Consider the following 13,034-nt stretch of genomic DNA (forward strand, 5'->3'; position numbering starts at 1 on the left):
GCGGGGGTGGAGTCGTGATCGCTGTGGGCGAACGGCCGTGGGGGAACATTCGGGGGCTCAGGTGCATTGAGTCGGCATAGCTCAACTTCGCTGTCGAGAGGAAGATCATGGCTGCTGAGTCCCCGTCGTCCACGCCGTTCGCCCTTCCCGTGCTGCCGCTCGACGACGAGGTCGTCCTGCCGGGCATGGTCGTGCCGCTGGACCTGAGTGATTCCGACGTACGCGCCGCCGTGGAGGCGGCGCAGGCCGCCGCCGGGGGAAGTCCCGGGAAGCCGCGCGTGCTGCTCGTGCCGCGCGTCGACGGCACCTACGCCGGCACCGGCGTCCTCGGCACCGTCGAGCAGGTCGGCCGGCTCGCGGACGGCGACCCCGGCGCCCTCGTCCGGGCCCGGAGCCGCGTACGGATCGGCGCCGGTACGACCGGCCCGGGCGCCGCGCTCTGGGTCGAGGGCACCCGGATCGAGGAGACCGTGCCCGAGCCGCTGCCGGGGCACGTCACCGAACTGATGAAGGAGTACAAGGCGCTCGCCACCGCGTGGCTGCGCAAGCGCGGTGCCTGGCAGGTCGTCGACCGGGTGCAGGCCATCGACGACGTGTCCGCGCTCGGCGACAACTCCGGTTACTCGCCCTTCCTGACCACCGAGCAGAAGGTCGAGCTGCTCGAGACCGCCGACCCGGTCGCGCGGCTCAAGCTCGCCACCCAGCACCTGCGCGACCACCTCGCCGAGCAGGACGTCGCCGAGACGATCGCCAAGGACGTCCAGGAGGGCGTCGACAAGCAGCAGCGCGAGTTCCTGCTGCGCCGTCAGCTCGAGGCCGTCCGCAAGGAACTGCGCGAGATCAACGGCGAGAAGGACGGCGAGGAGTCCGACGACTACCGCGCCCGCGTCGAGGCCGCCGACCTGCCCGAGAAGGTCCGCGAGGCCGCGCTCAAGGAGGTCGACAAGCTGGAGCGCTCCAGCGACCAGTCCCCCGAGGGCTCCTGGATCCGCACCTGGCTCGACACGGTCCTGGAGCTGCCGTGGAACGAGCGCACCGAGGACGCGTACGACATCCAGGGCGCCAAGGCGGTCCTGGACGCCGAGCACTCCGGTCTGGAGGACGTCAAGGAGCGGATCACCGAGTACCTCGCGGTGCGCAAGCGCCGTACCGACCGCGGACTCGGAGTGATCGGCGGCCGGCGCGGCGGTGCCGTGCTCGCGCTGGTCGGCCCGCCCGGGGTCGGCAAGACCTCGCTCGGCGAGAGCGTCGCCCACGCGATGGGGCGCACGTTCGTCCGCGTCGCGCTCGGCGGCGTCCGGGACGAGGCGGAGATCCGCGGCCACCGGCGTACGTACGTCGGCGCGCTGCCCGGCCGCATCGTACGGGCGATCAAGGAGGCGGGGTCCATGAACCCGGTCGTCCTCCTCGACGAGATCGACAAGGTCGGCTCCGACTTCCGGGGCGACCCGGCCGCAGCCCTGCTCGAAGTCCTCGACCCCGCGCAGAACCACACCTTCCGGGACCACTACCTGGAGGTCGAACTCGACCTGAGCGACGTCGTCTTCCTGGCCACCGCCAACGTGCTGGAGGCCATTCCGGAGGCGCTGCTCGACCGGATGGAACTGGTCCGGCTCGACGGCTACACCGAGGACGAGAAGGTCGTCATCGCCCGCGACCACCTGCTTCCGCGCCAGCTGGAGCGGGCGGGCCTGGCCGTCGAGGAGGTCACGATCGACGAGGGCGCGCTGCGCCGGCTGGCCGGTGAGTACACCCGGGAGGCGGGTGTGCGCACCCTGGAGCGGTCGATCGCCCGGCTGCTGCGCAAGGTCGCCGCCCAGCACGAACTGGGCGAGCGCGAGCTGCCCTTCACGGTCGGTGCGGACGATCTGCGGGCGCTGATCGGGCGGCCGCACCACGTGCCCGAGTCCGCCCAGGACCCGGCCGAGCGGCGCACCGCCGTGCCGGGGGTCGCGACCGGGCTCGCGGTCACCGGGGCGGGGGGCGACGTCCTCTTCGTGGAGGCGTCGCTGGCCGATCCCGAGACCGGGGCGGCGGGACTGACGCTGACCGGGCAGCTCGGCGACGTGATGAAGGAGTCGGCGCAGATCGCGCTGAGCTTCCTGCGGTCGCACGGGGCGGAGCTGGAGCTGCCGGTGGGTGACCTCAAGGACCGGGGGGTGCACATTCACTTCCCGGCGGGGGCCGTGCCGAAGGACGGGCCGAGTGCGGGGGTCACGATGACCACGGCGTTGGCCTCGCTGCTGAGCGGGCGGCTCGTGCGGACGGATGTGGCGATGACGGGGGAGGTGTCGCTGACCGGGCGGGTCTTGCCGATCGGGGGCGTGAAGCAGAAGTTGCTGGCGGCGCATCGGGCGGGGGTGACGACGGTGATCATCCCGAAGCGGAACGAGGCGGATCTGGATGAGGTGCCGGCGGAGGTGCTGTCCAAGCTGGAGGTGCATCCGGTGACGGATGTGCGGCAGGTGCTGGAGTTGGCGCTGGCGCCGGTGGATGTCTCTCGGGATGCGGCGCCGGTGGCTGCGTGAGGGGTGGGGTGCGGCGGGGCAGTTTTTCGCCCCCGCCGCCCCTACCCTTCCCGTTCCCGGGGGCTTCGCCCCCGGACCCCCTTGGAAAGACTGCGCAGTTCCGGTGGGTCGGTGGTCCGGCGTGCACTGCCTGGCGTGTCCTGGCGGCACGGGAGACTACGCACGGAGACCCGGGCCCGGGAAGGGGGGCCGGAGGCTGCCGTTGGTCTACGCCTGCGAAATACTGGCGGAACTGCGGCAACGGCCACGCGTGGCGGAGACTTTCAGTACGGCGGAACCAGCTCGGGAGTGCTGACGTGCACGAGGACGGAACCAGGGAGGGCGGGTCCGGCACCGTCCGGACGGCGCCGGTGTCCGGCGGTGAGCAGGCCCCGCCGGAATTCCTCGCCCTGGAGCGGGAGTTGACCATGCTGATGCGGCGCGCCAGGGCCCAGCAGGGCGAGATGGCGCGCGAGGTCCACCCCGATCTGGAGCCCGCCGCGTACGGGCTGCTCGTACGGCTCGAGGAGTGCGGGCGGCAGCGGGCGACGGATCTCGCGGCGTTCGTCGGGGTGGGCAAGGCGACGATGTCCCGCCAGCTGCGGGCGCTGGAGGAACTCGGCCTCGTCGCCCGCGAACCGGACCCGGCGGACGGGCGCGCCTGGCTCGTCCACCTCACGGAGGAGGGCGGCCGGCGGGTCGCGAGCGTACGGGTGGCGCGGCGGGCGCGGTATGTGCGGAAGCTCGCGCACTGGGATGCGCGAGAGGTGGCTGAGCTGGCGAGGCTGTTGCGGGAGTTGAACCGGGGGATCACGGGGTGGGAGGAGGACGGCGCGGACGGCGCCTCATAGCTCGGGGGTACGGGTTGTTGGGCGGCTGCGGGTGGTTCGTGGTTGCTCGCGCCCACGCGGCGGAGCCGCACATCGACACAGCCTCGCGCCCCTGAAGACCTGGGGGCGCCCCCTGCTTTTAGGGGGCGCGGGGAACTGCGCGACCAGCCCCCACCGACCCGCGGCCGACAACGCGCCCCAGAGTTTGGTCACAGCTCCACGAACACCACCGTCGCGTCGTCATGCGTCTTCGCCGCGCCCAACCGGGCGCGGGCCTCCGCATCGCCGCGCTCCAACTCCCGCACCCGCTCCACCAACACCCCCGCACCCTCCCCCCGCAGCACCCCGAACAGCTCCCCCCACCCGCCCTCCCCGAACGTCTCCACCCACCGCCCCGCCCCGTCCGTCAGGGCGGCCAGCGCCCGGACGGACCCCCGCGGCACCGTCCCGCTCACCGCCCGCCCCGCCACCCCCGGATCCGCGGCCGCCGTGAAGAAGCCGCCCTCCTTGTTGCGCAGCGTCCCGTCCACCACCGCCGCCGAGGTGAGCGCCGTGCGCGGCAGACGGGCCAGGCGGTCGTCGAGGACCGGCGTGACCGTCCCGTCCGTCGACTCCAGCAACAGCACCGCGTCGCACAGGACCAGGTACTCCACCACCGCCTCGTCCCAGCGCGCCACCGCCACGGTTGCCTGCGGCGTGCGCGGGTGAGAAAGGTCACAGGTCGTGGCGTGTGCGTCCGCCGTGCGGGAAATCGCCGCGGACAGCACCTGTGGCAGCGACAGATCCCGCCGGGAAACGGACAGTTCGGTCAGGGCACCGCCCAGCCGCGCACAGAACCACGGCACCGAGTGCGTACATCCCGGCTCGGCCGCCGGCGGCGTCACCCCGTCCAGTACCGCCAGCGCGCCGCCCTGTCCCGAGGCGGGCAGCGCGAGGGCGGCGAAGTCCTCGTTGGGACGGCCGGGGCCGGCGGGTTCCGAGATCAGTTCCGTACGCATCCGGCCAGTCTGCACGAGCCCTTCACAGGGTTCACAAAAGCCCGTCATTCGCCGCCGGAAGGGCGCGGACACCCGCTCCCGCCGCCGGATTTGGCACCGATTGATGGGATCCGGTGAAGCGTGGCGGCGAATATTGCCAAAGCGCGGCCCCGACGTCCAACCGGCCCGCCGCGCACCGCTCTGGCACACGCCGGAGGAACTTGCCCGCCAACTCCCCGCCGGGGTTCACTCCTTCGGGTGGCGGGCCGGGCGAAGTGGGGCCACTGCCCAGCGCCACTGGGAGGGTCGGGAGCCGTACCGGGACGACCCGCCCCCGTGACGGGACGTCGTCCGGGCCCTTGGTAGACGAGTCAGGAATGCGAGCACCGGTGCAGAAAACGCGGCCTCGGCGCCCAGGCAAGCAGACGCCTCCCGCACAGGACGGCGCCTCCTCCGAGTCCGTGGGAAGGGGACGGCCCACGCACGTCCGCAACCGGCTGATCGTCGCGGTGGCCGTGGTGGCCGCCGCCGTCGCCGGTGCCGGCGCGCCGAGCGTCGTCGCCGCCTCGGGCGACCTCAACGACTCCCAGAGCCTCGTCACGCTGGGCGCGCAGACCCGGGACGCGCTCTCCCTCGCGCACTCCCTGGCCGACGAACGCGACCAGATCACCGTCTTCGTCGCCGCCGGACGCCCCAAGTCCAAGGCGCCCGGCGAGCAGCAGAGCGCCCGTGTCGACCGGCAGATCGAGGAGCTGCGCGCCGACCCCGACCTTCCCACTGGGCTGCGCACCGCCCTCGACGACGTCGCCGCCGTCCGCCGGGCCGCCCTCACCGGCAAGAGCGGCGCCCTCGACACCCACCGCGCCTACACCGACGCCCTCGGCGAGCTCCACGCCCTGGCCGAGGAGCTCGCCGAGAAGATGCCGCCCCGGGCCGGCTCCGGCGACCACGCGCTCGCCTCGCTCGACACCGCCGTCCAGCAGGCCGGCGCCGCCCGGGGACTGCTGCTGGCCGCGCTCGCCGTCCCGCACGGCACGCAGACCGTCATCGACCCGATCACCGGGCTGCCGACCACGACCAGCACGGCCACGGCCGCCGACGCCAAGCAGCGCGACGCGCTCAGCGCCGCCGCCCAGCAGGCCGACGTCCGCTCCGACGCCGCCGTCGCCGCATTCCGCGCCACCGCGACCGGCGCCGCGAAGAACACGTACGACACCACGGTCACCGGGCCCGAGGTCGCCACCGCCGAGAAGTACCTGACGCGCCTCACCGACCAGCCCACCCTCTCCGACAGCGACCTCGGCACCAGCGGCACCAAGCTGGAGACGGCCCTGTCCGCCCGCATCGACGCGATGCGCGGCGCCGAGTCCTCCCTCTACGAGCGCCGCGGCACGGACCTCGAACAGCTGCGCGACGACGACGTCACCGCGCTGGAGATCCGCATCGCCGTCCTCGGCGCGCTCGTCCTCGTCGCCGTCGCCATCGCCACCGCGCTCGCCCGCAGCCTCACCCGGCCGCTCGCCGTGCTGCGCAAGGGCTCCGCGCGGCTGGCCGGCGACCCGGCCACGGAGGAGCCGGTCAAGTTCACCGGCCGCAACGACGAGTTCGCGCAGGTCGTCCGCTCCGTCAACGCGCTGCACGCGCACGCCCTCGCCCTCCAGGAGCGCGTCGGCACGCTGGAGAGCGACCGCAAGCACCTCATCGACAAGCGGCAGTCCGTCGCCGACGAACGGCAGCGGCTGCGCGCCGAACTCGATGCGGCGGGCCAGCAGTTGGAGCAGGCCCGCAACAGCATCCACGGCACGTTCGTCAACCTCGCGCTGCGCACGCTCGCCCTCGTGGAGCGCCAGCTCGGCGTCATCGAGGGGCTGGAGGAGCGCGAGCAGGACCCCGAGCGGCTCGGCACGCTCTTCAAGCTCGACCACCTCGCCACCGTCATGCGCCGGCACAGCGAGAATCTCCTCGTCCTCGCCGGCGCGGAACACGGGCAGCAGCACGCCGGGCCGGTGCCGCTGGTCGACGTGGTGCGGGCCGCCGTCAGCGAGATCGAGCGGTACGACCGTGTCCGCATCGCCGCGCTGCCGCCGCACGCGCACGTCACCGGGTTCGCCGCGGACGACCTCTCGCACCTCCTCGCCGAACTGTTGGAGAACGCCACGTCGTTCTCGCCGCCGGACGCGCCCGTGGAGATCTCCGGGTGGCTGCTGGAGAACGGCGAGGTCATGCTCTCCGTCCAGGACGAGGGCATCGGCATCACCCCCGACCGGCTGACCCGGCTCAACGCCCGGCTCTCCGACTTCGACCCGGAGCAGCCGTACGGCACGGAGGACGGCGAAGGGCTCGGGCTCGGTCTGTACGTCGTCGCCCGGCTCGCCCACCGGCACGGGGTGCGGGTGCGGCTGCGCGGGCAGCAGCAGAGCGGCAGCACGGTCGTCGCGGTGCTGCCGGAGGCGCTGATGGCCGGCGCGGAGGCGACGGCGGTCGCCGCGCCCTCGGCCGCCTCCGGCACGGAGGCGCTGCGCCTGCCGGGCGCCGGCGCCGAGGCCAACGGCAACGTCCTGCCGCCCCGCCAACGCCCCACGGCTCCTGAACCGCCCGGCGACGAGGACCCCCTGATCGCGGCGGCGGAAGCGACGATCCGCGCGCAGGAGGCGGAGACGGCGACGGACCCGGGCGAGCCCGGGACGACGGATGCCGCGGCCGCGGAGGGCGTACGGGACGGCGGGGCCGCCGAGGCCGACGTCACCGAGCGGCACGACGGGGCCGTCGGACACGACGGGACCCCCGAAGGCGGCGATGCCGCGCAACGCGGCAGTCATGGCGCCGTCGTGCCCGGGGCGCGGTCCGGGGCGGACGCCGAGGGCGTCTCCCCGGAGACGACCATGGAGCTGCTCGCGCCGACGCCCCCGGCGGAGCCGGCCCAGGACGCCCAGGACGCCCAGGACCCCCGGGACCACTCCGCCCCACCGCCCTCCGGGCCGACCGTCGGCGAGTTCCCGGCCGATGCGTCCGGCGCCGATGCGCCCGGCGCCGAGGCCCGTGGCGCCGAGGCCCGTGGCGGTGGGCCCTACTCCATAGGCCCCGACAGCCACGAACGCAGCGACGCGGAGGGTGACGCGCCGGCGCCCGTACCCGCGCCGGCCCGTGCGCCCCGGCTCACCGCCAAGGGGCTGCCCAAACGCACGCCCCGTATCTCCACGCCCGTCGAGGCACCCCGGGCCCGGTCCGGCGGCGTGGACGCCGAGGCGCTGCGGCGCCGGCTCGGCGGCTTCCACCAGGGCGCACGGAAGGGCGCCCGGGCCGCCGAGGAGGAGATCGCCGAGCGGACCGGACAGACCGCCCGGCCCGGTCAGGGCACCGCGCCCGCGCCCGGCACCACGGACCACGGCTCCGCACAGGACACCGCGGCCGTGGACACATCGGGGGGCACCGTCGAGGAGGCAAGCAGTTGACCGCGTCCACTACCTACGGACTGAGCAGCGAAGCCCGCAACCTTCAGTGGCTGCTGACCAACCTCGTCGAGGAGGTGCCCGGCATCCTCTCGGTGGCGGTGGTCTCCTCCGACGGTCTGCTGCTGCTCTCCTCCGACCCCGGAGCCGTCGCCGTGGCCCGCACCGCCGGCGGTGACACCCCCGCAGGGCCCCGCGGCTCCTCCGCCGACCTCGCCACCATCGTCTCCGGCATCGGCAGCCTCACCATCGGCGCCGCCAAGCTGGTCGGGTACGGCGAGGTCAAGCACACCATGGTCGCGATGGACGAGGGCAGCCTCTTCGTCATGTCGATCAGCGACGGCTCCCTGCTCGGCGTGCACGGTTCCGCGGACTGCGACATGAGCGTCGTCGCGTACCACATGGCCCTCTTCGTCGGCCGGGCCGGCCACGTCCTCACCCCCGAACTCCGCAGCGAGCTGCGCAAGTCGCTGGAGACCGACGAGGACGCGCGGCCGGGAGGCGATCGATGACCGCCACCGCCACGTCCGGGGACGCGCCCCGGAAACTCCCCGTCCGCGGCGGCGACCGCAAACCCGCCCGGGTGCGCCCCTACTCGCTCACCGGTGGCCGCACCCGCTTCGGGCACGTCCTGCTCGTGGAGACCTTCGTCGCCGCACTCGAGGCCCCCGAGGAACGCCGTGAACTGACCAATGGTTCACTTGCCTCCCGCGTGATGCCCGAGATGCGGGCCATCGTCGAACTCTGCCGCCGCATGCGGACGGTGGCCGAGATCGCGGCCCTGCTCAAGATGCCGCTCGGCGTGGTCCGGGTGCTGCTGAGCGACCTCGCGGACCAGGGAAAGATCCGTGTGTACGGAACCGGTCACGGCCCCGGACAGCCGGACCGCGCGCTGCTGGAAAGGGTGCTGAGTGGACTCCGCCGTCTCTGACGCCACCGTGGCGGGCGTCGCACGCGACGCCGCCTCCCCGGGCGTCGCCCCGCTCCTCGACGACGAGGAGCAGCTCCAACCCTGGCAGAAGGACCGCACCCGCGCGCCCATCGCCACGAAGATCGTCGTCGCGGGCGGCTTCGGCGTCGGCAAGACCACCCTCGTCACCGCCGTCTCCGAGATCACGCCGCTGCAGACCGAGGCGCTGATGACGGAGGCGAGCGCGGAGACCGACGACCTGTCGGACACCCCGCAGAAGCTCACCACCACCGTGGCCATGGACTACGGCCGCCTCACGCTCGACGACGACCTGGTCCTCTACGTCTTCGGCACCCCCGGCCAGCAGCGGTTCTGGTTCATGTGGGACGACCTGGTGCGCGGCGCGATCGGCGCGGTCGTCCTCGCCGACACCCGGCGGCTCGCGGACTGCTTCCCGGCCCTCGACTACTTCGAGAGCTGCGGGCTGCCGTACATCGTCGCCGTCAACCACTTCGACGGCAGCGAGCGGTACGAACCGGAGGACGTGCGCGAAGCGTTGACGATCCCGCCGCACATCCCTGTAATGATCATGGACGCGCGGCGGCGGATCTCGGCGATCGAGACGCTGCTGGGGCTCGTACGCCATGCCCTGGAGATGTCGCCCGAATAGCGTCACGCCTGAAGCAGCACATCCAGAGCCGTAGCCGTAGGGAGACAGCAGCCGCATGCGGAAGATACTCGTCGTCGGAGCCGGTCAGTCCGGGCTCCAGCTCGCCCTCGGCCTCCAGTCGCACGGATACGAGGTCACCCTCATGTCCAACCGGACCGCGGACGAGATCCGCTCCGGGCGGGTCATGTCGACGCAGTGCATGTTCCACACCGCGCTCCAGCACGAGCGCGATCTGGGGCTCAACTTCTGGGAGTCCCAGGCCCCGCGCATCGAAGGGCTCGGCGTCTCCGTCGCCGCCCCCGGCTCCTACGACAGCGGGCCCGCCCAGCGCGCCATCGACTGGGTCGGCCGGCTCGACGGCCACGCCCAGTCCGTCGACCAGCGGGTGAAGATGGCCGGCTGGATGGAGACCTTCGCGCAGCGCGGCGGCCAGCTCGTCATCCACGGGGCGGCCGTCGGCGACCTCGACTACTTCTCCCGCACGTACGACCTCGTCCTCGTCGCGGCCGGCAAGGGCGAACTGGTGTCGATGTTCGGCCGCGACGCCGCCCGCTCCCCCTACCGCGAGCCGCAGCGCGCCCTCGCCGTCGCCTATGTGCACGGGCTCGGGCCGCGCCCCGAGCACCCGGACTACGACGCCGTGCGCTGCAACCTCGTGCCCGGGGTGGGCGAGCTGTTCGTGATGCCGACGTACACGACGTCCGGGCGCGCCGACATCCTGTTCTGGGAGGGCATACCCGGTGGGCCGCTCGACGTCTTCCAAGGGGTCAAGGACCCGTCCGAACACCTCTCGCTGACGCTGGAGTTGATGGAGCGGTACACGCCGTGGGAGTACGCGCGGGCGACGAAGGTCGAACTGACGGACGCGGGGGGTACGTTGGCGGGGCGGTATGCGCCGACCGTGCGGAATCCGGTGGGGGTGCTGCCGTCCGGAGGGCTGGTGCTGGGGGTCGCCGACGTGGTCGTCGCCAACGACCCCATCACGGGGCAGGGGTCGAACTCGGCGTCCAAGTGTGCGGCGTCCTATCTGGAGTCGATAGTGGAGCGGGGGGAGGAGCCGTTCGACGAGGAGTGGATGCGGGGGGTGTTCGAGCGGTACTGGGCGACCGCGCGGCATGTGACGAAGTGGACGAACGCGATGCTCGCTCCGCCGCCGGAGCATGTGTTGGGTCTGATCGGTGCGGCGGGGGAGTCGGCGCCGGTCGCGGACCGGTTCGCCAACGGGTTCAATGACCCGGCGGACTTCGAGAACTTCTTCTACGAGCCGGAGAAGACGGCGGCGTACCTGGGGTCTGTGGCCGGGGGGTGACCCCCGGGGAGGGGTTCGTTGGCGGGTGCGGGTGCGTCGTGGCTGGTCGCGCAGTTCCCCGCGCCCCTGGCCGGCTGCCGTGACGGTTACCCCGGTGTGCGGTCACGCGGGGCGGACCGCGCCCAGTACCGGGGCCGTGGCCAAGGGGGTCATGGTGATCGTCGCGCCGGGGCGGGGGGCCTGTACCACCATGCCGTGGCCCGCGTACAGCGCCACATGTGTCGCGTCGGGGTGGTAGAGGACCAGGTCCCCGGGGCGCAGCGCGGTCAGCGGTACGTGGGGGAGGTCGGCCCACTGGGACTGGCTCGTGCGGGGGATGGGGTGGCCCGCCGCCCGCCACGCCTCCGACGTCAGCCCCGAGCAGTCGTACGACGACGGCCCCGCCGCCCCCCACCGGTATGGCTTGCCGATCTGGTCGACGGCGTACCGCAGCGCCTCCGCCCCCGCGGCCGACGACGGCCGCCCGTCGTCGCCCACCGCCCCGGAGGTGAGCAGCTCGTTCTGCGCGGCGGCCGTCCGCTCCTGCTCCAGCCGGGTCACCTCCGCGAGCCGCTCCGGGCTCAGCGAGGCGAGGAGCTTCTCGACGGCACCGAGTTTCGTGCGGACGGTGTCGCGGTCCTTCCGCCGCTGGTCGGCGAGGGTCTGCTGCCGGTTCAGCGCGCGCCGCGCGGCATGCGCGAGGGCGTCGGCGCGACGGGCCCCGCCGGACAGCCGGGTCACCGTCTCGGCCCGCTCGCGCGCGAGCCGGCCGACCACGTGCGCCTGGTCGAGGAACCGCTGCGGATCGCGGGCGAGCAGCAGCCGTACGTAGGGGGAGAGGCCGGAGACGCCCTGGTACTGCTGCCGGGCGAGCCGTCCCGCCGCCCCGCGGCCGTCGTCGAGAGAGCGCCGGGCAGCGGCGAGCTCGCCGTCCAGCTTCGCCGACTCCGTGCGCTGCCGGGCGAGTTTCTCGGCGGTGGCGTTGTACGTCTCGGTGGCCTGCTCGGCGCCCCGGTACAGCTCCGAGAGGTCGGTCAGGAGCTCGGACAGCGGCCGTTCCTCCGGTGCGGGGTCGGCCGCCGCGCGGGTCGGCGCCAGTACGACCGAGGCGGTCACCGCCGCCGTGCAGACCAGACGGAGCAGGCGTCCTGACACGTCATCACCTCCGGAGGCGGACGGCCCCTCCGCCCGCGCACCGGCAGGATCATGTGACCGCGACCCGGGCGCCTCCCGGGTGGTCGCATCGGAGCAGCCGGGTCACCCTTCGGAGCGGTCCCCGCCGTCCCCCGGCGTGGCGTCCGGCGCGGAGGCGCCCGGCGGCGTACGGGACGCCGTCGGCCCGGGGTTCGACCATGGCCAACGCGGCCCGCGCCCCCCGCTGTCGCCCTCGGCGTCGAACTCGTACCGCCACCTCTGGCTCAGCCCCGTCCGGCCGCGCCCGTACTGGACCCGCCGGTAGACCAGCACCGTCGGCGGGCCGCCCGCGGCGTCCGGGACCGGGACCCGGTAGGTCTTCGGGGGGTGCCCGGTCAGGCCCAGCAGCACGGGCAGGACGCGCCCGTCCAGCGGGCCGCCCACGAAGGGGGTGTCTGCGCTCTTCACCCCACCAGTCTCACCCGTCTCCGCCCGGACGAGCCCTACAGCAGGTGCGCCGCGTCGGCGAGGACCGGAGCCATCCGGCGGGCCAGCGCCCCGACCGGGCCCTCGGCGCTCTCCATCGCCAGCGCCCGCCGCACCACCGCGGCGGTCGCCTCGTCGCGCCCGGCGGCGGTGACCAGGCACGCCATGAACTGCTCGACCAGCCAGTCGCGCAGTTCCCCGGCCGACGGCCGCTTGCCCTCGTCGAGCCAGATGAGGGAGGCCGCCTCCACCGAGGTGATCCACATGCGGACCGTCATCCGCAGCCGGGGACTCGGCCCGGGGGCTTCGAGGTGGTTCAGGATGTGCTCGGCGGCGACCCGGCGCACCCCGTCGACGATCGCCGTCGTGCGCGAGGTCTCCACGACGCTGCCGCCCTGGAGCAGCGCGCTGAATCCGGCGTCGTGGCCGTCCACGAAGGCCAGGTAGCGGTCCAGGGCGCGGCCCAGCCGCTCGGTGAGCGGGCCCACGGGCGGCTCGGCGAAGCAGTGCTCCAGCTCCTCGGCGGCCGAGCGCAGCGCGGCCTCGTACAGCTGCTGCTTGCCGCCGGGGAAGTAGCGGTAGACCAGCGGCCGCGAGACCCCGGCCGCCTCGGCCACGTCGTCCAGCGAGACGTCCTCGGGCACCCGGTGCGCGAACAGCGAGAGCGCGGCGGTGAGCAGCTGGCTGCGCCGCTCCTCGACACTGAGCCGGCGGTACGCGCGCGGCGCACGGGTCGTCGGAGCGGCCTCGGAGGTCATGGCCCGAGCGTAACGCGGGGCGGCC

11 protein-coding genes are annotated in these 13,034 nt (G+C 73.7%); 7 read left to right on the plus strand and 4 right to left on the minus strand.

What is annotated here, in order from left to right:
- The first annotated feature begins 107 nt into the window (after positions 1 to 107).
- Positions 108 to 2,528 (plus strand): endopeptidase La, encoded by a 2,421-nt coding sequence (gene lon / locus OIE12_RS22170; protein WP_329137966.1) that lies wholly within the window; start codon positions 108 to 110, stop codon positions 2,526 to 2,528.
- A gap of 296 nt (positions 2,529 to 2,824) precedes the next feature.
- Positions 2,825 to 3,358 (plus strand): MarR family winged helix-turn-helix transcriptional regulator, encoded by a 534-nt coding sequence (locus tag OIE12_RS22175; RefSeq protein ID WP_443053883.1) that lies wholly within the window; start codon positions 2,825 to 2,827, stop codon positions 3,356 to 3,358.
- Positions 3,359 to 3,546: 188 nt separating this feature from the next.
- Here OIE12_RS22175 and OIE12_RS22180 read toward each other — a convergent pair whose 3' ends face one another.
- On the minus strand, positions 3,547 to 4,335 hold the full coding sequence (locus tag OIE12_RS22180) for a hypothetical protein (protein ID WP_329137968.1): 789 nt from the start codon (positions 4,333 to 4,335) through the stop codon (positions 3,547 to 3,549).
- A gap of 356 nt (positions 4,336 to 4,691) precedes the next feature.
- On the opposite strand from OIE12_RS22180, the gene OIE12_RS22185 reads away from it, so the two are divergent.
- Genes OIE12_RS22185 through OIE12_RS22205 form a run of 5 tightly spaced genes read left to right on the plus strand, consistent with a single transcriptional unit; the run spans position 4,692 to position 10,652 of the window.
- The gene (locus OIE12_RS22185; RefSeq protein WP_329137970.1) at positions 4,692 to 7,766 is read left to right on the plus strand and encodes a sensor histidine kinase; all 3,075 of its coding nucleotides are present in this window, start codon (positions 4,692 to 4,694) and stop codon (positions 7,764 to 7,766) included.
- Positions 7,763 to 8,275 (plus strand): roadblock/LC7 domain-containing protein, encoded by a 513-nt coding sequence (locus OIE12_RS22190; protein WP_329137972.1) that lies wholly within the window; start codon positions 7,763 to 7,765, stop codon positions 8,273 to 8,275. The genes OIE12_RS22185 and OIE12_RS22190 overlap by 4 nt, the downstream gene beginning before the upstream one ends.
- A complete protein-coding gene (locus OIE12_RS22195) occupies positions 8,272 to 8,694 on the plus strand; it encodes a DUF742 domain-containing protein (RefSeq protein WP_329137975.1) in 423 nt (140 codons plus the stop codon). The genes OIE12_RS22190 and OIE12_RS22195 overlap by 4 nt, the downstream gene beginning before the upstream one ends.
- The gene (locus OIE12_RS22200) at positions 8,675 to 9,343 is read left to right on the plus strand and encodes a GTP-binding protein (protein WP_329137977.1); all 669 of its coding nucleotides are present in this window, start codon (positions 8,675 to 8,677) and stop codon (positions 9,341 to 9,343) included. The genes OIE12_RS22195 and OIE12_RS22200 overlap by 20 nt, the downstream gene beginning before the upstream one ends.
- Positions 9,344 to 9,398: 55 nt before the next feature.
- Positions 9,399 to 10,652, plus strand: coding sequence for a styrene monooxygenase/indole monooxygenase family protein (locus tag OIE12_RS22205; RefSeq protein ID WP_329137979.1), 1,254 nt, complete (start codon positions 9,399 to 9,401; stop codon positions 10,650 to 10,652).
- A 102-nt stretch (positions 10,653 to 10,754) separates the two neighbouring features.
- Here OIE12_RS22205 and OIE12_RS22210 read toward each other — a convergent pair whose 3' ends face one another.
- The 3 genes from OIE12_RS22210 to OIE12_RS22220 form a co-directional block, all read right to left on the minus strand.
- On the minus strand, positions 10,755 to 11,786 hold the full coding sequence (locus OIE12_RS22210; protein ID WP_329137981.1) for a C40 family peptidase: 1,032 nt from the start codon (positions 11,784 to 11,786) through the stop codon (positions 10,755 to 10,757).
- A 102-nt stretch (positions 11,787 to 11,888) separates the two neighbouring features.
- Complete coding sequence (locus tag OIE12_RS22215; RefSeq protein WP_329137983.1) at positions 11,889 to 12,233, minus strand: hypothetical protein; 345 nt, start codon at positions 12,231 to 12,233, stop codon at positions 11,889 to 11,891.
- A gap of 35 nt (positions 12,234 to 12,268) precedes the next feature.
- Complete coding sequence (locus OIE12_RS22220; RefSeq protein ID WP_329137985.1) at positions 12,269 to 13,009, minus strand: TetR/AcrR family transcriptional regulator; 741 nt, start codon at positions 13,007 to 13,009, stop codon at positions 12,269 to 12,271.
- Between the last annotated feature and the right edge of the window lie 25 nt (positions 13,010 to 13,034).

Source organism: Streptomyces sp. NBC_00670 (assembly GCF_036226765.1).
In the GTDB taxonomy this organism is placed as follows: Bacteria; Actinomycetota; Actinomycetes; order Streptomycetales; family Streptomycetaceae; genus Streptomyces.